17 protein-coding genes, 2 tRNA genes and 2 rRNA genes are annotated in these 20,684 nt (G+C 57.1%); 12 read left to right on the top strand and 9 right to left on the bottom strand.

The genetic code is table 11. The features are described from left to right. Positions 1-303: 303 nt before the first annotated feature. From C5F71_RS09525 to C5F71_RS09510, 4 genes are all read left to right on the top strand, one after another. Positions 304-897: an aminodeoxychorismate/anthranilate synthase component II gene (locus C5F71_RS09525; RefSeq protein ID WP_029296765.1), complete on the top strand. Its 594-nt coding sequence runs from the start codon at positions 304-306 to the stop codon at positions 895-897. Between the two features lie 9 nt (positions 898-906). Next, complete coding sequence (gene trpD / locus C5F71_RS09520) at positions 907-1,956, top strand: anthranilate phosphoribosyltransferase (protein WP_029296763.1); 1,050 nt, start codon at positions 907-909, stop codon at positions 1,954-1,956. Next, a complete protein-coding gene (gene trpC / locus C5F71_RS09515) occupies positions 1,953-2,789 on the top strand; it encodes an indole-3-glycerol phosphate synthase TrpC (RefSeq protein WP_029296761.1) in 837 nt (278 codons plus the stop codon). Before trpD ends, trpC begins: the two co-directional genes overlap by 4 nt. A 92-nt stretch (positions 2,790-2,881) precedes the next feature. Further along, positions 2,882-3,577 carry a lipoate--protein ligase family protein gene (locus tag C5F71_RS09510; RefSeq protein WP_029296759.1) on the top strand — a complete coding sequence of 232 codons (696 nt, stop codon included), beginning with the start codon at positions 2,882-2,884 and terminating at the stop codon, positions 3,575-3,577. Here C5F71_RS09510 and crp read toward each other — a convergent pair. Next, positions 3,574-4,218 carry a cAMP-activated global transcriptional regulator CRP gene (gene crp / locus C5F71_RS09505; protein WP_029296757.1) on the bottom strand — a complete coding sequence of 215 codons (645 nt, stop codon included), beginning with the start codon at positions 4,216-4,218 and terminating at the stop codon, positions 3,574-3,576. The two genes, C5F71_RS09510 and crp, sit on opposite strands and share 4 nt — an antisense overlap. 235 nt (positions 4,219-4,453) lie before the next feature. Between crp and C5F71_RS09500 the strand changes: the two genes are divergently transcribed. Further along, positions 4,454-4,876 (top strand): OsmC family protein, encoded by a 423-nt coding sequence (locus C5F71_RS09500; protein WP_029296755.1) that lies wholly within the window; start codon positions 4,454-4,456, stop codon positions 4,874-4,876. A 120-nt stretch (positions 4,877-4,996) separates the two neighbouring features. Here the strand turns inward: C5F71_RS09500 and coq7 are convergent, their stop codons facing one another. The 6 genes from coq7 to hemJ form a co-directional block, all read right to left on the bottom strand. Further along, positions 4,997-5,644: a 2-polyprenyl-3-methyl-6-methoxy-1,4-benzoquinone monooxygenase gene (coq7, locus tag C5F71_RS09495; RefSeq protein ID WP_029296753.1), complete on the bottom strand. Its 648-nt coding sequence runs from the start codon at positions 5,642-5,644 to the stop codon at positions 4,997-4,999. Between the two features lie 170 nt (positions 5,645-5,814). Further along, a complete protein-coding gene (locus C5F71_RS09490) occupies positions 5,815-6,153 on the bottom strand; it encodes a histidine triad nucleotide-binding protein (RefSeq protein WP_029296751.1) in 339 nt (112 codons plus the stop codon). A 46-nt stretch (positions 6,154-6,199) separates the two neighbouring features. Beyond that, positions 6,200-6,985, bottom strand: coding sequence for an SDR family oxidoreductase (locus tag C5F71_RS09485; protein WP_029296749.1), 786 nt, complete (start codon positions 6,983-6,985; stop codon positions 6,200-6,202). Positions 6,986-7,048: 63 nt separating this feature from the next. Further along, positions 7,049-8,011 (bottom strand): DUF805 domain-containing protein, encoded by a 963-nt coding sequence (locus C5F71_RS09480; protein ID WP_104911015.1) that lies wholly within the window; start codon positions 8,009-8,011, stop codon positions 7,049-7,051. 70 nt (positions 8,012-8,081) lie between these two features. Continuing rightward, positions 8,082-9,044: a nitronate monooxygenase family protein gene (locus C5F71_RS09475; RefSeq protein ID WP_104911014.1), complete on the bottom strand. Its 963-nt coding sequence runs from the start codon at positions 9,042-9,044 to the stop codon at positions 8,082-8,084. 35 nt (positions 9,045-9,079) lie between these two features. After that, positions 9,080-9,508: a protoporphyrinogen oxidase HemJ gene (hemJ, locus tag C5F71_RS09470; RefSeq protein ID WP_104911013.1), complete on the bottom strand. Its 429-nt coding sequence runs from the start codon at positions 9,506-9,508 to the stop codon at positions 9,080-9,082. 136 nt (positions 9,509-9,644) lie between these two features. Between hemJ and argC the strand changes: the two genes are divergently transcribed. Next, positions 9,645-10,679 (top strand): N-acetyl-gamma-glutamyl-phosphate reductase, encoded by a 1,035-nt coding sequence (gene argC, locus C5F71_RS09465; protein WP_104911012.1) that lies wholly within the window; start codon positions 9,645-9,647, stop codon positions 10,677-10,679. Positions 10,680-10,842: 163 nt separating this feature from the next. Next, entirely contained in the window at positions 10,843-11,193 is a 351-nt protein-coding gene (gene erpA, locus C5F71_RS09460; RefSeq protein ID WP_003176443.1) for an iron-sulfur cluster insertion protein ErpA, read from the top strand. 67 nt (positions 11,194-11,260) lie between these two features. Here erpA and C5F71_RS09455 read toward each other — a convergent pair whose 3' ends face one another. Beyond that, positions 11,261-12,352 carry an anhydro-N-acetylmuramic acid kinase gene (locus C5F71_RS09455; RefSeq protein WP_092239437.1) on the bottom strand — a complete coding sequence of 364 codons (1,092 nt, stop codon included), beginning with the start codon at positions 12,350-12,352 and terminating at the stop codon, positions 11,261-11,263. 3 nt (positions 12,353-12,355) lie between these two features. Further along, complete coding sequence (locus C5F71_RS09450) at positions 12,356-13,768, bottom strand: peptidoglycan DD-metalloendopeptidase family protein (RefSeq protein WP_092239435.1); 1,413 nt, start codon at positions 13,766-13,768, stop codon at positions 12,356-12,358. 210 nt (positions 13,769-13,978) lie between these two features. On the opposite strand from C5F71_RS09450, the gene tyrS reads away from it, so the two are divergent. The 5 genes from tyrS (at position 13,979) to C5F71_RS09415 (ending at position 20,617) form a co-directional block, all read left to right on the top strand. Then, a complete protein-coding gene (gene tyrS / locus C5F71_RS09440; protein ID WP_029296731.1) occupies positions 13,979-15,178 on the top strand; it encodes a tyrosine--tRNA ligase in 1,200 nt (399 codons plus the stop codon). A 496-nt stretch (positions 15,179-15,674) separates the two neighbouring features. Beyond that, positions 15,675-17,211 (top strand): 16S ribosomal RNA (locus tag C5F71_RS09430). 82 nt (positions 17,212-17,293) lie between these two features. Further along, positions 17,294-17,370: transfer RNA gene (locus C5F71_RS09425), tRNA-Ile, on the top strand. A gap of 30 nt (positions 17,371-17,400) precedes the next feature. Continuing rightward, positions 17,401-17,476 (top strand) — tRNA-Ala (locus tag C5F71_RS09420). 247 nt (positions 17,477-17,723) lie between these two features. After that, positions 17,724-20,617 (top strand): 23S ribosomal RNA (locus tag C5F71_RS09415). The 16S and 23S rRNA genes sit together here with 2 tRNA genes alongside, the layout of an rRNA operon. Positions 20,618-20,684 lie beyond the last annotated feature (67 nt).

Here is a 20,684-nt window from a genome sequence, read left to right as displayed (position 1 = left end):
GCTGCTCCATATTGCACGGCCGGCGAGGCTACGTTACTGTGCGGGAACGTATGAATGAGACCCTCCCCGTGTTGATCATCAGCAAACTCTTGATGCGAGTAGTCAAGGCACACGCCCGTTGGCGTTGGCGCGCCTGAATTTTCTCTGCCGGCCCCGCCGGACCTGTACCGATTTGCCTTCTTCACCCTTTGTTCGACGCCCCTTGCCGGCTCACCCTGGCAACCGGAAAGTGCGTCTGGCAGCGGGTCACTCTCTTGGAAGGCGGTCATTCGAAATCAGTGAATTCAAGAGGTTTGAACCCACATGTTGCTGATGATTGATAACTACGACTCCTTTACCTACAACGTTGTGCAATACCTGGGCGAGCTGGGTGCCGAGGTCAAGGTGGTGCGCAACGATGAAATGACCGTGGCGCAGATTGCGGCCTTGAACCCGGAGCGCATCGTCGTTTCGCCCGGGCCGTGTACGCCGACCGAGGCGGGAATTTCCCTTGAAGCGATCAAGTATTTCGCCGGCAAGCTGCCGATTCTCGGGGTTTGTCTGGGCCACCAATCCATCGGCCAGGCGTTTGGTGGCGATGTAGTGCGTGCCCGCCAGGTAATGCACGGCAAGACCAGCCCGGTGTTTCATCGTGACCTGGGCGTGTTCCAGGGCCTGAACCTACCGGTGACGGTGACCCGCTACCACTCACTGGTGGTCAAGCGCGAAACCCTGCCCGAGTGCCTGGAACTGACGGCCTGGACCCAACTGGAAGACGGCTCGGTCGATGAGATCATGGGCCTGCGGCACAAGACACTGAATGTCGAAGGGGTGCAATTTCACCCCGAATCGATTCTGACCGAGCAGGGCTACGAGCTGTTCGCCAACTTTCTCAAGCAGAGCGGCGGCACGCGCTAAGGACTTTCCATGGATATCAAGACTGCCCTGAGCCGTATCGTCGGCCATCTGGACCTGAGCACCGCTGAAATGAGCGATGTCATGCGCGAAATCATGACCGGTCAATGCACCGATGCGCAGATTGGCGCCTTTATGATGGCCATGCGCATGAAAAGCGAGAGCATCGACGAAATCGTCGGCGCCGTCTCGGTGATGCGCGAACTGGCGGACAAGGTCGAACTCAAGACCCTCGACGGCGTGGTCGATGTGGTCGGCACCGGCGGCGATGGTGCGAATATCTTCAACGTATCGACGGCGTCTTCCTTTGTGGTGGCGGCCGCTGGCTGCACCGTGGCCAAGCATGGCAACCGCGCGGTATCGGGCAAGAGCGGCAGTGCCGACCTGCTGGAAGCGGCGGGTATCTACCTGAACCTGACGCCGGTGCAGGTGGCGCGCTGCATCGATAACGTTGGCATCGGCTTTATGTTTGCCCAGTCCCACCATGGGGCGATGAAGCACGCCGCTGGCCCGCGCAAGGACCTGGGCCTGCGTACCCTGTTCAACATGCTTGGCCCGCTTACGAATCCGGCCGGTGTGAAACATCAGGTGGTGGGCGTGTTCAGCCAGGCGCTGTGCCGGCCTTTGGCCGAAGTCCTGCAACGCCTGGGCAGCAAGCATGTGCTGGTGGTGCATTCCAAGGATGGCCTGGACGAATTCAGCCTGGCGGCCCCGACCTTTGTGGCGGAGCTCAAGAACGACCAGGTCACTGAGTACTGGGTCGAGCCAGAAGACCTCGGTATGAAGAGCCAGAGCCTGCATGGCCTGGCGGTAGAAAGCCCGGCGGCCTCCCTGGAATTGATTCGCGATGCCTTGGGGCGCCGCAAGACCGAAAACGGCCAGAAAGCGGCTGAGATGATTGTTCTGAATGCTGGCGCGGCACTTTACGCAGCCGATCACGCCTATAGTCTTAAAGAAGGTGTCGCCTTAGCCCACGATGCGCTGCACACGGGTCTGGCTCGCGAAAAACTCGAAGAGCTGGGAGCATTCACGGCCGTATTCAAAATGGAGAATGAAGGATGAGTGTGCCAACAGTCCTGGAAAACATCCTCGCCCGCAAAGTTGAAGAAGTCGCCGAGCGCCGCGCCCGCGTGAGCCTGGCCGAGCTGGAAGGCCTGGCGAGAAGCGCCGATGCGCCGCGCGGCTTCGCCAATGCCCTGATTACCCAGGCCAAGCTCAAGCAGCCGGCGGTGATCGCAGAGATCAAAAAGGCTTCGCCGAGCAAGGGTGTGATCCGCGAGCACTTCGTGCCAGCAGAAATTGCTGCCAGTTACGAGAAGGGCGGGGCGACCTGCCTTTCCGTGCTGACTGACATCGACTATTTCCAAGGTTCCGACGCTTACCTGCAACAAGCCCGCGCCGCGTGCAAGTTACCGGTGATCCGCAAGGACTTCATGATCGACCCGTACCAGATCGTCGAAGCCCGGGCATTGGGCGCCGATTGCGTGCTGCTGATCGTTTCGGCGCTGGACGACGTGCAGATGGCCGAGCTGGCGGCTGTTGCCAAAGGCGTGGGCCTGGATGTACTGGTCGAAGTCCACGACGGTGACGAGCTGGAGCGCGCACTGAAAACCCTCGATACACGGCTGGTTGGGGTCAACAACCGCAATCTGCATACCTTTGAAGTCAACCTCGAAACCACCTTGGACTTGCTGCCGCGCATTCCCCGCGACCGGCTGGTCATTACCGAGAGTGGGATCGTCAATCGTGCGGATGTGGAGCTGATGGAAATCAGCGACGTCTACTCGTTCCTGGTCGGCGAAACCTTTATGCGTGCGGAAAATCCTGGGGCTGAGTTGCAGCGCCTGTTTTTCCCGGAGCGTGGTGTGCCGGTCAGCGGTTCGACGCTGGATTGATTTGAAACGCGGTCACTGTGGGAGCTGGCCAGCTCCCACACAAGCCAGCTCCCACATTTGCTTTTGTGTTTATTCAGAGAGGTAAATGCCCGATGATCCAGCCCGTAGCGATGACCGTTGAAGCAGGCCTTGCCGCCGAGCAGGACTTGCTGGCCGCCGTCTGTGCGGGTGAGCAGTCATTCGGGCTGCTGTTCTGGCAACCCAGCGACCAGGCATTGGTGATGCCTCGCCGCCTGAGCCGCTTGCCTGCGTTTGAAGCGGCGAGCCAAGTGTCGGCCGCCCATGGTTGGCCGGTATTGCTACGGGAAACCGGCGGTGAACCGGTGCCGCAATCGAGCGCGACGGTCAATATCGCTCTGGTCTACGCACCGCCGCGCAGTGAAGGCGACCAGGGCCGGATTGAAACCGGGTACTTGCGTCTGTGCCAACCTATCTGCGATTTGCTGACTGAGTTGGGGGGCGATGCTTCTGTAGGCGAAATCGACGGTGCCTTTTGCGATGGCCGCTATAACGTCAACCTCGACGGACGCAAGATGGTCGGTACTGCCCAGCGTTGGCGCCAGAGTGGTGGGCGCCCGGTGGGCCTGGTGCATGGCGCACTGTTGCTGGATAACCATCGCGAAGAACTGATTGCTGCGGTCAATCGCTTCAACCAGGCGTGTGGCCTGGAGCAACGGGTTCGTGCCGACAGCCATATCGCCCTGCATGAAGCCTTTGCTGCCCCGGATGCGATCAGCCGCCTCGACGCTTTATACCGGCAGATGCTGGCGCAGGTCTTTGCTCCCTAGCGGGTGCCGAACACCACCATCGTCTTGCCTTTGACGTGAACCAGGTTGCGCTCTTCCAGATCCTTGAGCACCCGACCGACCATCTCCCGCGAGCAACCGACGATGCGCCCGATCTCTTGGCGCGTAACCTTGATCTGCATACCGTCAGGATGAGTCATGGCATCTGGCTGCTTACACAACTCCAGCAGGCAGCGGGCGACGCGCCCTGTGACATCGAAGAATGCCAGGTCGCCGACTTTGCGTGTGGTGTTGCGTAAGCGCTGGGCAATCTGGCCGCTCAGGGCGTAGAGAATTTCCGGATCCTGTTGGGCCAGCTCGCGAAATTTTGCGTAGCTGATTTCCGCGACCTCACACTCGATCTTGGCTCTCACCCAGGCGCTACGTTCCTGTTCTTTGCCGGCTTGCTCAAACAGCCCCAGTTCGCCGAAAAAATCACCGGTGTTGAGGTAGGCGATGATCATTTCACGGCCGTCTTCATCCTCGATCAGGATCGTGACCGAACCTTTGATAATGAAGAAGAGGGTTTCCGAGCGTTCCCCGGCGCAGATGATGTTCTGTTTCGCCGGATAGCGTCGCCGCTGACAATGAGTCAGTAGCTTGTCGAGGTTCTTGATCTTGGGTATGGGGGTAATAGCAACCATGGTTGTATCCCGAAAAGACTGCACGGTGTGGTTGGACTTGTATTTTTTATCGAGCGAGGTCCATCCAATGGATGGCAATGCGCCATTGATTTGGCGCCAGCTTAACAGACGCATTCTGACTCGATCAGGGAATTTATCTATCAAGGCCTACTGTTGAGCGCATTGCGGTAGAAGACTGCGCTCGCGGGGGCCTGTGATAAGCTGGCGCCCCTTTTTTAGCAGTGGAGTCTGGGCGATGAAGGCACGCATCCAATGGGCGGGCGAAGCCATGTTCCTCGGTGAGTCGGGCAGTGGCCATGTGGTGGTCATGGATGGCCCGCCGGAGGCCGGTGGTCGCAATCTGGGGGTACGGCCCATGGAAATGCTCCTGCTAGGCGTGGGCGGCTGCAGTAATTTCGATGTGGTCAGCATCCTGAAGAAGTCGCGCCAAGCGGTGGAAAGCTGCGAAGCCTTTCTGGAGGCCGAGCGCGCCACTGAAGATCCAAAGGTGTTTACCAAGATCCATATGCATTTTGTGGTCAAGGGGCGCGCGCTGAAGGAGGCGCAGGTCAAGCGGGCTATCGAGCTGTCGGCGCAGAAGTACTGCTCGGCCTCGATCATGCTTGGCGCGGCCGGAGTGGCCATTACTCATGATTACGAGATCATTGAGCTGGGTTGACCTTTTGTAGGAGCGAGCTTGCTCGCGAAGAACGCCAGCGACAGCGGGTTTAGTAAGGCCGCCCGCGGTGCTCTTGAGTTTTTCGCGAGCAAGCTCGCTCCTACAATGTTCGTGCGAGGTTTAAATGCGGTAAGTGCTTTTGGTCATGACCTTGGCCATCAGGCTCATGCCAAACCTTACTGGCGCCGGGAAGCGGAATCCGCCGGCATCCAACGCGCTTTCGGCGTGGTGCTCTTCGTCGATACGCATCTGCTCAAGAATCGCCCGGGATTTTTCGTCCTCGGCCGGCAGTTGTTCCAGATGTTCATCCAGGTGCTTGCACACCTGATGTTCGGTCGCCGCGACAAAACCCAGGCTGACCTTGTCGCTGATCAACCCCGCAGCGGCCCCGATACCAAACGACAAACCGTAAAACAGTGGGTTCAGCACGCTGGGGTGGCTGCCCAACTGGCGGATGCGCTGTTCACACCAGGCCAAGTGGTCGATCTCTTCCTCGGCCGCATGCTCCATGGCTGCGCGTACTTGCGGCAGCTTGGCGGTCAGGGCTTGGCCCTGGTACAGCGCCTGGGCGCAGACTTCACCGGTATGGTTGATACGCATCAGGCCGGCGACATGACGGGTGTCCGTCTCGCTCATTTGCGCTTCGGGTTGCACGATGGCGGGTGATGGGCGATACGGCTGGCCGCTGAAGGGTAGCAGCGTGCGCATGGCCGTATCGGCTTGCAGCAGCAGTCGGTCAATCGGCGAGTAGTGACGTTGGGTAGTCATGCTGACCTCCGGGAAAAATCTCGGCGCCCAGTTTACCGCAAGACAGGGGCGTGCGTTTGCGCTGGGTCATGCTTCTTGTAGGGGGTGCGGCTTGCTGGCGATGAGGCTCCTGAGGGTTACGGTGCTCTGGAGGGCGACATCGCCGGCGAGCCGGCTCCTACAATAGGGTTTCAGCCCGGTGGCCAGTTCATCTGGCGTTGACCCAATACATGCATATGAATGTGATAGACGGTCTGGCCGCCATCCTCATTGCAGTTCATGACCACGCGAAAGCCTTTTTCACAGCCTTGTTCCACGGCCAGGCGCTGGGCGGTGTACAGGATGTGTCCAGCCAGGCCTTTATCTTCTTCCGTCAGGTCGTTGAGGGTGCGGATCGGCTTTTTCGGAATCACCAGGAAATGCACGGGGGCCATTGGCGCAATATCGTGGAAGGCCAGGACCTGGTCATCCTCGTAGATAATCCTCGCGGGTATTTCTCTGTTGATGATCTTGGTGAACAGAGTATCCACAGCTGTTTCTCCATTATGAAAGTGCAGGGTGAGTGTACTCAGCAGTTCAACGCGGGCAATAGGCCTTGTTGATGGCGCCGGCAATCTTGCGGGTCAACCAGCGTGGGCTCAAGCGCGGGCTGAACGCCAGCCAGCGATTACGGCGCCCGGGAATAATGATCGCTTTGTTCTTTGCCAGGGCGCGAACGGTGTGCAGCGCCACCTCTTCCGGGCTCATCAACGCCAAGCGGTCCAGCTTGGCGGTGTCCATCTGTGCGGTACCGAAGAACGCGGTGCGTGTCGGGCCGGGGCAAAGTACTGAAACCTTGATGCCGCAGCTCTTCAGCTCTTCGCGCAGGCCTTCGGAGAAGTGCAGCACATAGGCTTTGCTGGCGTAATAGGTGCTCATCCATGGTCCCGGCTGGAAGGCTGCGACCGACGCGACGTTGAGAATCTGCCCGCCACCCTGCAGGGCCATGGAGTTACCCAGTGCGTGGCACAGACGAGTCAGGGCCAGGACGTTGACTTCGATCAGGTCCTGCTCGGTCATCCAATCCTGGGCCAGGAATGGCCCGCTGGTGCCGATGCCGGCGCAGTTGACCAGCAAGTCTATCTGCCGCTCGCCTTCTTCCAGCTCCAGCAGGAACCCGGACAGGCGCAACGGTTCGCCCAGGTCGCAGGCACGGAACAGCACCTCGACGCCAAAGCGTTGGGTCAGTTCTATGGCAATACTTTCCAACTGATCACGCTGGCGGGCCACCAGAATCAAGCTGCGGCCGCGACGGGCCAGTGCTTCGGCCAAGGCCAGGCCGATGCCGCTGGAGGCACCGGTGATCAGAGCGTAACGGGTCATGCGTTTCTCCATCGCAACGCCACCGCGCCTGCGACAGATGCGTCACAGGCGCGGGGCGTTTCTTCATTCTTCCGGAGAGTCTACAGGTTCGGCCGCATCGTCAGCACTTTGCGCGTCTTCTTCACCGGCTATGACGCTCTGGTCCGCGTCTTCATCGGTGGTCATGGAGCTGCTTTCATAGCCGCTGTCCACGCTGCTTTCGAGCTGGTCCAGGTAACCGCCCATGGCCAGCATCACCATAGCGGCGAAGATCAATGGGAGCAGCGCTAGCCACAGGGTGGCCAGGACCTTCACCGCCGTCGAGTTGCGTGGCGGTGGCGCACCATATTGGTTGGCGCCCGCATTGCCTGGCAGCACGATCAGCAGGATCGGGAAAATGCTGCCTACGATCGGTACGAGGTTCAGGAACCATAACCAGCCGGACCAGCCCAGGTCATGCAGGCGCTGTACGGTGATCTGGACACTGATCCACACAGACGCCACGAGTACGACGAAGCCAAGCAGCGAGCCAATGATGATTGCGGCGGTGGGGGAGGCTGCGGCAATACCCAGGCCCACGGTGAACAGGGCGCCCACGATGGCGAACATCGCCAGGCTCAGCACCAGGGTCCAGGCCAGGAAGCGCAGGCGCCCGATACGGCCGTTGACGGTAAACACCTTGAGGGTGGAAAACTCGGGAAGGTTATCCCCCACAGCTGCGCGCGGCGGTGCGTATGGCGAAGCAGCCGCGCTTGAGACGTCAGAGCGGGCGGAGTCAGTCTCGTGAGTTTCAGCCAGGCTGAAGGCCACGGGTTGTTCGGCTTCGATACGTGCATCAATCCCGGTGTTTTTCAGGGCCGTCAGGTAGGTTTCGGCATCGGGGTGAGACAGGTCGCGCTTCAGGGCGACCGGACGACCGGTGAAAAGCTTTTCGATCGCTTCAACGTCGCTTTTAAACAGTTCGGCCAGGTTCAGCTTGGCGGTGGTGCTTTCGACACCCGGGAGCAGGGCTCCATCAAACACAATCTTGAAACGGTTGTCGCTCATGCGGGCATCCTTGTCACTTTCCAGGGGTAGGTAATGCAGGCCTGCTTCAATCGGCAGGCCTGGGGGGGTGTCAGCGTGGCCAGCGCAATTGTGCCGCTTGCTCACGCGCCTTGCGGTATTCGGCATCGAGACGGGCAACCAGTTCATCGACGCTGGGTAAGTCGTCAATTTCACCGACGCCCTGGCCGGCGGACCATACAGTCTTCCAAGCCTTTGCCTCGTCGCTGAGAGGCTTGAGCTTGGAGCCGAAGTTGACTTCACCTTTGCCTTGCAGGGCGGCGAGGTCGAAACCGGCGTTTTCCAGGCTTTGCCGCATAAAACTGGCAGGCACGCCGGATACCGCTGGAGTGTGCACGATATCGGCTGCGCGGGATGTGAGCAGCATCTCTTTATAGGCATCGGGGGCGTGGCTTTCAGTGGTGCCGATAAAGCGGGTACCGAAATACGCGAGGTCAGCACCGAGCAATTGCGCGGCGAGAATCTCGTGCCCATGGTTCAAGCAGCCGGCCAGTAGCAGGGTCTTGTCGAAAAACTGGCGGATTTCGGCGATCAGCGAGAATGGACTCCAGGTGCCCGCGTGACCACCAGCCCCTGCGGCTACGGCGATCAGCCCGTCGACCCCGGCCTCGGCGGCTTTCTCGGCATGGCGTCGGGTGGTGACGTCGTGGAACACCAGGCCGCCGTAACTGTGTACGGCGTCTACCAACTCCTTGACCGCACCCAGGCTGGTGATAACGATCGGCACCTTGTGCTCGACGCAGATCGCCAGGTCAGCCTCAAGGCGCGGGTTGCTGTTGTGCACGATCAGGTTGACCGCGTAAGGCGCGGGATTGTCCAGTAGCGCCAGGCCCGCTTCGATTTCCTCCAGCCAGGCCTTGAACCCGCAGCTCTCGCGCTGGTTGAGTGCCGGGAAGCTCCCGACCACGCCATTGCGACAGCACGCCAGGACCAATTGCGGATTGGAAATCAGGAACATCGGCGCAGCCACCACGGGCAGGCGCAGACGTTGTTCAAGCAAAGCGGGCAGCGACATTGGAAGTACCCCGGTTTAGGTGCGGCTGATTAGAGTTAGAACGGCTTTACGACGACCAAAATTACAATAGCCAGCAATATCAGAACCGGCACCTCATTGAACCAGCGATAAAAGACATGGCTGCGGGTGTTTTCGCCACGGGCGAAACGTTTTACCTGGGCGCCACACATCTGGTGGTAACCGATCAGGATTACTACCAGGGTCAGCTTGGCGTGCATCCATCCACCCTGGCTGAATACGCTTGGGTTAAGGCTGATCAACCAGATGCCGAATACCAGGGTGGCGATCATCGCTGGCAGCATGATGCCCTTGTACAGCTTGCGCTCCATCAGGCTGAAACGCTCCTGACTGACGGCATCCTGGCTTTGTGCGTGGTAGACGAACAGGCGCGGCAGGTAAAACAGCCCGGCAAACCAGCAGACAATGCTGACGATATGAAAGGCTTTGAGCCATAGATAAAGCATTTTTAGTTATTCCCAGGTTCACGGTGACTGGAGATAGTAGAGGTTAGAGTGCGCGCACGTCACGTTGACGGTTGTCGCAGAACGATACGACCCCTATTATCGACGGCTTTCCAGTGGGTTCGTTGAGGGCAGGTTTATGGTCAAGGTCGGTATCGTCGGCGGCACGGGTTACACCGGTGTCGAATTGCTGCGTCTGTTGGCTCAGCATCCGCAAGCTGAGGTGGTGGTCATCACCTCCCGATCCGAGGCTGGCCTGGCCGTTGCCGATATGTATCCGAACCTGCGCGGCCATTACGATGGCCTGGCGTTCAGCGTTCCGGACATCAAGACCCTGGGTGCCTGCGACGTCGTGTTCTTCGCCACACCACATGGGGTTGCCCATGCCTTGGCGGGTGAGTTGCTGGCGGCCGGTACCAAGGTCATCGACCTCTCGGCGGACTTCCGCCTGCAGGATGCCGATGAGTGGGCCAAGTGGTACGGCCAGCCCCACGGTGCTCCAGAGCTGCTTGAGGAGGCGGTGTATGGTTTGCCTGAGGTCAATCGCGAGCAGATCAGCAAGGCACGCCTGATTGCCGTGCCAGGTTGCTATCCTACGGCGACCCAGTTGGGCTTTCTGCCGCTGCTAGAAGCCGGTCTGGCGGATGCTTCGCGCCTGATTGCCGACTGCAAGTCGGGCGTCAGCGGCGCTGGTCGTGGTGCGGCCGTAGGCTCCTTGTACGCCGAGACCTCGGAAAGCATGAAAGCGTATGCCGTAAAAGGGCATCGCCACTTGCCGGAAATTCGCCAAGGCCTGCGTCGGGCTGCCGGCAGTGACGTCGGTCTGACGTTCGTGCCGCACCTGACCCCGATGATCCGTGGGATTCACTCGACGCTGTATGCAACCGTCAAGGATCGCTCGGTGGACCTGCAGGCACTGTTTGAAAAACGCTATGCCAATGAACCGTTCGTCGATGTGATGCCAGCTGGCAGCCACCCGGAAACCCGTAGCGTGCGCGGCGCCAACGTATGCCGGATCGCCGTGCATCGTCCGCAGGACGGCGACCTGGTCGTGGTGCTGTCGGTCATTGATAACCTGGTCAAAGGCGCGTCGGGCCAGGCTGTGCAGAACATGAACATCTTGTTCGGCCTCGATGAGAAGCTCGGTTTGTCCCATGCCGGCATGCTGCCTTAAAGCGTCGGCTGCTGTGCAAAAGGCCCGTTGATCGGGCCTTTTGCGTTTTTAAGGGCGGCTACGCAGATTGATATACCGTAACAATAGTTGACCGCTTTTCTAGGAGAAGCGGATAATGGCCGCCATCACGCATATGGCGGCGCTACGCCGGGAGATTATCAGCATGAGCGTTGAATCCTTCACCCCCACGGCTTTGCAATTCACCCACGGTGCTGCGCACAAGGTGAAGAGCCTGGTCGATGAAGAGGGTAATGATCGCTTGAAGCTGCGCGTATTCGTTACGGGCGGCGGTTGTTCAGGGTTTCAGTACGGCTTTACCTTCGATGAAGATGTGGCCGATGACGACACCATCGTCGAGCGCGAGGGCGTAAGCCTGGTCGTGGATCCGATGAGCTTCCAGTACTTGGCAGGTGCCGAGGTTGATTACCAGGAAGGTTTGGAAGGCTCGCGCTTTGTGATCAAAAACCCGAATGCCACCACGACTTGTGGTTGCGGTTCGTCGTTCTCGATCTGATCGATAGCGGATAGGCAAAACGCCGTTTGGCTCTTATGGGGCCAAGCGGCGTTTTGCTATCTGTGTGTCAGGCGGGGTAGATCGCGCCAAGTACGCGAAGGCCGCGGGCGCCGGTAACGCTTGGACGGTTGGCGGCGATGCCTTCAAGGCAGCAATGGGCCAGCCAGGCGAAGGCCATGGCCTCAACCCAGTCGGGATCGACGCCGTGGGTGGCGGTGCTGCTGACGCGAGTGGCCGGCAGCAAGGCTGCGATACGGTTCATCAGCGTCGTGTTATGGGCGCCACCACCACATACCAGCAGGGTTTCGGTTTGCGGCTGTGCGGTTTTCAGCGATTCGACGATGGTCTGCGCTGTCAGCTCCAGCAGCGTGGCCTGGACATCCTGCGCATTGAATGATGGCAGTCGACCGAGGTGGTGTTCCAGCCATGGCAGGTTGAAGACTTCGCGCCCCGTGCTTTTCGGGCCCTTTGTCAGGAAGAAAGGGTCGCTGAGCAGCGCGGCCAGCAGTTGTGGTTCGATCTTTCCTGTGGACGCCCATTGGCCGTCACGGTCAAAGCTATCGCCCCTTTGCTGGTGAATCCAGGCATCCAGCAGGACATTGCCCGGGCCGCAATCAAAGCCAGCTACCGGTTTACCGGTCTCGATCAGGCTCAGATTGCTGAAGCCGCCGACGTTCAGTACTGCGCGGTTGCCGGCAGCCTCGCCAAACAACGCTTCGTGAAAGGCTGGCACCAGCGGCGCACCCTGGCCGCCGGCGGCCACATCGCGGCTACGAAAGTCACTGACCACGGTGATTCCGGTCAGCTCGGTCAGTAGTGCGGGGTTGCCGATCTGTACGGTAAAACCGCGGGCGGGCTCGTGGCGAATGGTTTGCCCGTGGCTGCCAATGGCGCGGATGTCGTGATGAGTGAGCTGCTGTTGCTCCAGCAAGGCTTGAATGCCATGGGCGGCGAGTGTTACCCAGTTTTGCTGGGCAATCGCCGAGCGGGCAATCTCGTCCGGGCCGCTGGCGCAAAGACCCAGCAGCTCCGCCCGCAGCGTTTCAGGCATGGGAATGTAATGGGTGGCGATCAGTTTGACCGCCGTGTCCTGCTCGATCAGCGCAATGTCCAGGCCATCGAGGCTGGTCCCGGACATGACACCTATATAGAGCGCCATCGCTTAACGCTTCGCCGAAGCCAGCATGGTGGCGCGTTCCTGGTCCATACGTGCCATCAGCGGTTGGCTTTGCTGAAGGAAGCGCGCGCGCTCGGCCTTGGCGATCGGGTCGGCCATCGGCAGCTTCTGGCCCAGTGGGTCGACGTGCACGCCGTTGACCTGGAACTCATAGTGCAAGTGCGGCCCGGTGGACAGGCCGGTGGTGCCGATATAGCCGATCACCTGGCCTTGCTTGACGTTGCCGCCGGTTTTCACGCCTTTGGCAAAGCCTTGCATGTGGCCGTAAAGCGTACGGTAGCTGTTGCCGTGCTGGATGATCACGGTGTTGCCGTAGCCGCCGCGGCGCCCGGCCAGCAGCACCTTGCCATCGCCGGCAGCCTTGATCGGCGTGCCGCGCGGTGCGGCATAGTCGACACCTTTGTGGGCGCGGATTTTGTTCAGAATTGGATGCTTGCGGCCCATGGAAAAACGCGAGCTAATACGGGCGAAGTCAACAGGAGTGCGGATGAAGGCCTTGCGCATGCTATTGCCATCGGCGGTGTAGTAGCTGCTGTTGCCTTGTTTGTTGGTGTAGCGCACGGCGGTGTAGGTCTTGCCGCGATTGGTAAAGCGCGCCGACAGGATATTGCCGGTGCCGACGACCTTGCCGTTGGCCACCTTTTGCTCGTAGATCACGTCGAATTCGTCACCCTGGCGAATATCCTGAGCGAAGTCGATGTCGTAGCCAAACACGCTGGCCATGTCCATGGTCATGCTATGGGACAGGCCTGCGCGTGCCGCCGACTGGGACAGCGAGCTGTTGATCACGCCATGGATGTAGGCAGAGCGCATCACCGGCTTGGTGGTCACGCGATTGAAGGCAAATCCCTTGGCGCCCTTGGTCAAGGTGATGCTTTCAAGATCGCTGAGATTGGTGTGCAGGGTGGTCAGTTGACCTTCTGGGCTCAGCTCGAACTCAAGTTTCTGGCCGCGCTTGAGCTGGGTGAATTGCTTGGCTTGCTTATCGCTGGCCAGCACATCGTTAACGGTCGCGGCTGGAAGGCCGACTTTTTCGAACAGCGTCGACAGCGTGTCGCCTTTGGCCACGATCACTTCGCGATGCTCGGGGCCCTTTGCTACCTGGGGTACAGGTGCGGCCTGGGCGGTTGTCTTGGTGTCACCCGCGCTGTCTTCAATCTGTGCAAATGGCGACTCGACGCTCGCGGTTGTGGCTTGTTGCGCGTCAGAAGCGTCTTGATCTTGTGTCAGTTGTTCAATCGGGCTCTCCAAGTCAAGGCTCAGAGTCGTTCGTTTGGCTTCTACGTCACTGGAAGGGAATACCAGGAGTGCCAGGCTGAGAAGGGCGGCGATACCACTTGCTGCGAGCAGGTGGGTCTTCGGGTAAAGCGGCGGCGCTTTAGACGGTTCAGTGGTCATAGGTAATTTTGACTTTGAAAAGATGAAATGGAAAAGATGAATGACATGATGAAGATGAAATAACTGTATAAAATATAACCAAATCATCTGTGGTGCAAGCTTGCGAATGCCGGGCTCGCCGAATGGTGCTCGTTTGCAGGGCAAAACTTGTAATTAGTCCCTGATCTTGTATGGTTGGTTCCCTTTGAATCTGAGCCTTGCGGGTCTGTTATGAAGTCGGTTGAAGAGCAGCTAGCGCTGATCAAACGTGGTGCGGAAGAACTGTTGGTCGAGGCCGAGCTGATCGAAAAGCTCAAGCGTGGCCAACCCCTGCGTATTAAGGCTGGCTTTGATCCGACAGCGCCGGATCTGCACTTGGGTCACACCGTGCTTATTAATAAGCTGCGCCAGTTCCAGGAGCTGGGGCATCAGGTGATCTTCCTTATAGGTGATTTCACCGGGATGATCGGTGACCCGAGCGGTAAGAGTGCCACACGCCCGCCGCTGACCCGCGAGCAGGTTTTGGACAATGCCGAGACCTACAAGACCCAGGTCTTCAAGATTCTCGATCCGGCCAAGACCGAGGTGGCGTTCAACTCCACGTGGATGGATCAGATGGGGCCGGCGGACTTCATTCGCCTGACATCCCAGTACACCGTTGCGCGGATGCTTGAGCGCGATGACTTCGATAAGCGCTACTCCACCAACCAGCCTATCGCTATTCATGAGTTCCTGTACCCGCTGGTTCAAGGGTATGACTCGGTGGCCCTGCGTGCGGATGTCGAGTTGGGTGGTACCGACCAGAAGTTCAACCTGTTGATGGGGCGCGAGCTGCAGCGCGCGTATGGTCAGGAAGCTCAGTGCATTCTGACCATGCCATTGCTGGAAGGGTTGGATGGCGTGAAGAAAATGTCCAAGTCCTTGGGCAACTATGTCGGCATCCAGGAGGCGCCGGGGGTGATGTACGGCAAGCTGGTTTCTATCCCGGATGCGCTGATGTGGCGTTACTTCGAGCTGTTGAGCTTCCGCTCCATGGATGAGATCAACGCATTGCGTGCCGACGTTGAGGCTGGTGCGAACCCGCGGGACGTCAAGATCAAGCTGGCGGAAGAGATTGTTGCGCGCTTCCATGGTGAAGAGGCTGCGGCCAGCGCTCACCGTGCTGCGGGCAATCGCATGAAGGATGGCGAGCTGCCGGATGATCTGCCGGAGATCGAGTTGACTGCCACCGAAGCGATGCCGATTGCCGCTGTCCTTAATAAGGCGGGCCTAGTGAAGAACTCGGCAGTGGCGCGCGACCTCCTGGGGTCTGGCGGTGTGCGTATAGATGGTGAGGTTGTCGATCGCACCTTTATATACGAGCTGGGCGCGACCCATGTCTGTCAGGCCGGTAAGAAGGCATTTGCGCGTATTACGCTTAAATCCGAATAAACCTGGAATTAACGGTTGACGGCGAATTATATCTGTCTATAATTCGCCCCACTTCCGGCGCAGTCGAAACGTAAAACTCCTTGGTAAACAATGAGTTATGCGAAATTCGACAGCAAGTTGCTTCAGTTCATCGAAGTCAAAAGGAAGTTGAAAAAGAGGTGTTGACAGCAGCGTGTAACGCTGTAGAATTCGCCTCCCGCTGACGAGAGATCGGAAGCGCAAGTGGTTGAAGTTGTTGAGGAAAACCTCGAAAGCTTCTGAAAATAACCACTTGACAGCAAATGAGGCTGCTGTAGAATGCGCGCCTCGGTTGAGACGAAAGATCTTAACCAACCGCTCTTTAACAACTGAATCAAGCAATTCGTGTGGGTGCTTGTGGAGTCAGACTGATAGTCAACAAGATTATCAGCATCACAAGTTACTCCGCGAGAAATCAAAGATGTAACCAACGATTGCTGAGCCAAGTTTAGGGTTTCTTAAAAACCCAAAGATGTTTGAACTGAAGAGTTTGATCATGGCTCAGATTGAACGCTGGCGGCAGGCCTAACACATGCAAGTCGAGCGGTAGAGAGAAGCTTGCTTCTCTTGAGAGCGGCGGACGGGTGAGTAATGCCTAGGAATCTGCCTGGTAGTGGGGGATAACGTTCGGAAACGGACGCTAATACCGCATACGTCCTACGGGAGAAAGCAGGGGACCTTCGGGCCTTGCGCTATCAGATGAGCCTAGGTCGGATTAGCTAGTTGGTGGGGTAATGGCTCACCAAGGCGACGATCCGTAACTGGTCTGAGAGGATGATCAGTCACACTGGAACTGAGACACGGTCCAGACTCCTACGGGAGGCAGCAGTGGGGAATATTGGACAATGGGCGAAAGCCTGATCCAGCCATGCCGCGTGTGTGAAGAAGGTCTTCGGATTGTAAAGCACTTTAAGTTGGGAGGAAGGGTTGTAGATTAATACTCTGCAATTTTGACGTTACCGACAGAATAAGCACCGGCTAACTCTGTGCCAGCAGCCGCGGTAATACAGAGGGTGCAAGCGTTAATCGGAATTACTGGGCGTAAAGCGCGCGTAGGTGGTTAGTTAAGTTGGATGTGAAATCCCCGGGCTCAACCTGGGAACTGCATTCAAAACTGACTGACTAGAGTATGGTAGAGGGTGGTGGAATTTCCTGTGTAGCGGTGAAATGCGTAGATATAGGAAGGAACACCAGTGGCGAAGGCGACCACCTGGACTGATACTGACACTGAGGTGCGAAAGCGTGGGGAGCAAACAGGATTAGATACCCTGGTAGTCCACGCCGTAAACGATGTCAACTAGCCGTTGGGAGCCTTGAGCTCTTAGTGGCGCAGCTAACGCATTAAGTTGACCGCCTGGGGAGTACGGCCGCAAGGTTAAAACTCAAATGAATTGACGGGGGCCCGCACAAGCGGTGGAGCATGTGGTTTAATTCGAAGCAACGCGAAGAACCTTACCAGGCCTTGACATCCAATGAACTTTCTAGAGATAGATTGGTGCCTTCGGGAACATTGAGACAGGTGCTGCATGGCTGTCGTCAGCTCGTGTCGTGAGATGTTGGGTTAAGTCCCGTAACGAGCGCAACCCTTGTCCTTAGTTACCAGCACGTTATGGTGGGCACTCTAAGGAGACTGCCGGTGACAAACCGGAGGAAGGTGGGGATGACGTCAAGTCATCATGGCCCTTACGGCCTGGGCTACACACGTGCTACAATGGTCGGTACAGAGGGTTGCCAAGCCGCGAGGTGGAGCTAATCCCACAAAACCGATCGTAGTCCGGATCGCAGTCTGCAACTCGACTGCGTGAAGTCGGAATCGCTAGTAATCGCGAATCAGAATGTCGCGGTGAATACGTTCCCGGGCCTTGTACACACCGCCCGTCACACCATGGGAGTGGGTTGCACCAGAAGTAGCTAGTCTAACCTTCGGGAGGACGGTTACCACGGTGTGATTCATGACTGGGGTGAAGTCGTAACAAGGTAGCCGTAGGGGAACCTGCGGCTGGATCACCTCCTTAATCGACGACATCAGCTGCTCCATAAGTTCCCACACGAATTGCTTGATTCATTGAAGAAGACGAAAAGAAGCAGCCCGAAATTGGGTCTGTAGCTCAGTTGGTTAGAGCGCACCCCTGATAAGGGTGAGGTCGGCAGTTCGAATCTGCCCAGACCCACCAATTTTGTGTGGGAAACGCCTGTAGAAATACGGGGCCATAGCTCAGCTGGGAGAGCGCCTGCCTTGCACGCAGGAGGTCAACGGTTCGATCCCGTTTGGCTCCACCACTACTGCTTCTGTTTGTATAAAGCTTAGAAATGAGCATTCCATCGTTGTGATGGTGAATGTTGATTTCTAGTCTTTGACTAGTTCGTTCTTTAAAAATTTGGGTATGTGATAGAAAGATAGACTGAACGTTACTTTCACTGGTAACGGATCAGGCTAAGGTAAAATTTGTGAGTTCTCTTAGTTGAGAAATTCGAATTTTCGGCGAATGTCGTCTTCACAGTATAACCAGATTGCTTGGGGTTATATGGTCAAGTGAAGAAGCGCATACGGTGGATGCCTTGGCAGTCAGAGGCGATGAAAGACGTGGTAGCCTGCGAAAAGCTTCGGGGAGTCGGCAAACAGACTTTGATCCGGAGATGTCTGAATGGGGGAACCCAGCCATCATAAGATGGTTATCTTACGCTGAATACATAGGCGTAAGAGGCGAACCAGGGGAACTGAAACATCTAAGTACCCTGAGGAAAAGAAATCAACCGAGATTCCCTTAGTAGTGGCGAGCGAACGGGGACTAGCCCTTAAGTGGCTTTGAGATTAGCGGAACGCTCTGGAAAGTGCGGCCATAGTGGGTGATAGCCCTGTACGCGAAAATCTCTTAGTCATGAAATCGAGTAGGACGGAGCACGAGAAACTTTGTCTGAATATGGGGGGACCATCCTCCAAGGCTAAATACTACTGACTGACCGATAGTGAACTAGTACCGTGAGGGAAAGGCGAAAAGAACCCCGGAGAGGGGAGTGAAATAGATCCTGAAACCGTATGCGTACAAGCAGTGGGAGCCCACTTTGTTGGGTGACTGCGTACCTTTTGTATAATGGGTCAGCGACTTATTTTCAGTGGCGAGCTTAACCGAATAGGGGAGGCGTAGCGAAAGCGAGTCTTAATAGGGCGTCTAGTCGCTGGGAATAGACCCGAAACCGGGCGATCTATCCATGGGCAGGTTGAAGGTTGGGTAACACTAACTGGAGGACCGAACCGACTACCGTTGAAAAGTTAGCGGATGACCTGTGGATCGGAGTGAAAGGCTAATCAAGCTCGGAGATAGCTGGTTCTCCTCGAAAGCTATTTAGGTAGCGCCTCATGTATCACTGTAGGGGGTAGAGCACTGTTTCGGCTAGGGGGTCATCCCGACTTACCAAACCGATGCAAACTCCGAATACCTACAAGTGCCGAGCATGGGAGACACACGGCGGGTGCTAACGTCCGTCGTGAAAAGGGAAACAACCCAGACCGTCAGCTAAGGTCCCAAAGTTATGGTTAAGTGGGAAACGATGTGGGAAGGCTTAGACAGCTAGGAGGTTGGCTTAGAAGCAGCCACCCTTTAAAGAAAGCGTAATAGCTCACTAGTCGAGTCGGCCTGCGCGGAAGATGTAACGGGGCTCAAACCATACACCGAAGCTACGGGTATCATCTTCGGATGATGCGGTAGAGGAGCGTTCTGTAAGCCTGTGAAGGTGAGTTGAGAAGCTTGCTGGAGGTATCAGAAGTGCGAATGCTGACATGAGTAACGACAATGGGTGTGAAAAACACCCACGCCGAAAGACCAAGGTTTCCTGCGCAACGTTAATCGACGCAGGGTTAGTCGGTCCCTAAGGCGAGGCTGAAAAGCGTAGTCGATGGAAAACAGGTTAATATTCCTGTACTTCTGGTTATTGCGATGGAGGGACGGAGAAGGCTAGGCCAGCTTGGCGTTGGTTGTCCAAGTTTAAGGTGGTAGGCTGGAATCTTAGGTAAATCCGGGATTCTAAGGCCGAGAGCTGATGACGAGTTACTCTTTGAGTGACGAAGTGGTTGATGCCATGCTTCCAAGAAAAGCTTCTAAGCTTCAGGTAACCAGGAACCGTACCCCAAACCGACACAGGTGGTTGGGTAGAGAATACCAAGGCGCTTGAGAGAACTCGGGTGAAGGAACTAGGCAAAATGGCACCGTAACTTCGGGAGAAGGTGCGCCGGTGAGGGTGAAGGACTTGCTCCGTAAGCTCATGCCGGTCGAAGATACCAGGCCGCTGCGACTGTTTATTAAAAACACAGCACTCTGCAAACACGAAAGTGGACGTATAGGGTGTGACGCCTGCCCGGTGCCGGAAGGTTAATTGATGGGGTTAGCTAACGCGAAGCTCTTGATCGAAGCCCCGGTAAACGGCGGCCGTAACTATAACGGTCCTAAGGTAGCGAAATTCCTTGTCGGGTAAGTTCCGACCTGCACGAATGGCGTAACGATGGCGGCGCTGTCTCCACCCGAGACTCAGTGAAATTGAAATCGCTGTGAAGATGCAGTGTATCCGCGGCTAGACGGAAAGACCCCGTGAACCTTTACTATAGCTTTGCACTGGACTTTGAATTTGCTTGTGTAGGATAGGTGGGAGGCTTTGAAGCGTGGACGCCAGTCTGCGTGGAGCCAACCTTGAAATACCACCCTGGCAACTTTGAGGTTCTAACTCAGGTCCGTTATCCGGATCGAGGACAGTGTATGGTGGGTAGTTTGACTGGGGCGGTCTCCTCCTAAAGAGTAACGGAGGAGTACGAAGGTGCGCTCAGACCGGTCGGAAATCGGTCGTAGAGTATAAAGGCAAAAGCGCGCTTGACTGCGAGACAGACACGTCGAGCAGGTACGAAAGTAGGTCTTAGTGATCCGGTGGTTCTGTATGGAAGGGCCATCGCTCAACGGATAAAAGGTACTCCGGGGATAACAGGCTGATACCGCCCAAGAGTTCATATCGACGGCGGTGTTTGGCACCTCGATGTCGGCTCATCACATCCTGGGGCTGAAGCCGGTCCCAAGGGTATGGCTGTTCGCCATTTAAAGTGGTACGCGAGCTGGGTTTAGAACGTCGTGAGACAGTTCGGTCCCTATCTGCCGTGGACGTTTGAGATTTGAGAGGGGCTGCTCCTAGTACGAGAGGACCGGAGTGGACGAACCTCTGGTGTTCCGGTTGTCACGCCAGTGGCATTGCCGGGTAGCTATGTTCGGAATAGATAACCGCTGAAAGCATCTAAGCGGGAAACTAGCCTCAAGATGAGATCTCACTGGAACCTTGAGTTCCCTGAAGGGCCGTCGAAGACTACGACGTTGATAGGTTGGGTGTGTAAGCGCTGTGAGGCGTTGAGCTAACCAATACTAATTGCCCGTGAGGCTTGACCATATAACACCCAAGCAATTTGCGTCGAAAGGCCAGATTGCGGTGTGTGAAGACGAAACGAACCGAAAGT

Origin of the sequence: Pseudomonas sp. LG1D9 (assembly GCF_002949995.1) — a bacterium.
Lineage (GTDB): Bacteria > Pseudomonadota > Gammaproteobacteria > Pseudomonadales > Pseudomonadaceae > Aquipseudomonas > Aquipseudomonas proteolytica.
The sequence above is the reverse complement of the archived record's forward strand: the minus strand, read 5'-3'. Positions and strand labels throughout refer to the sequence as shown.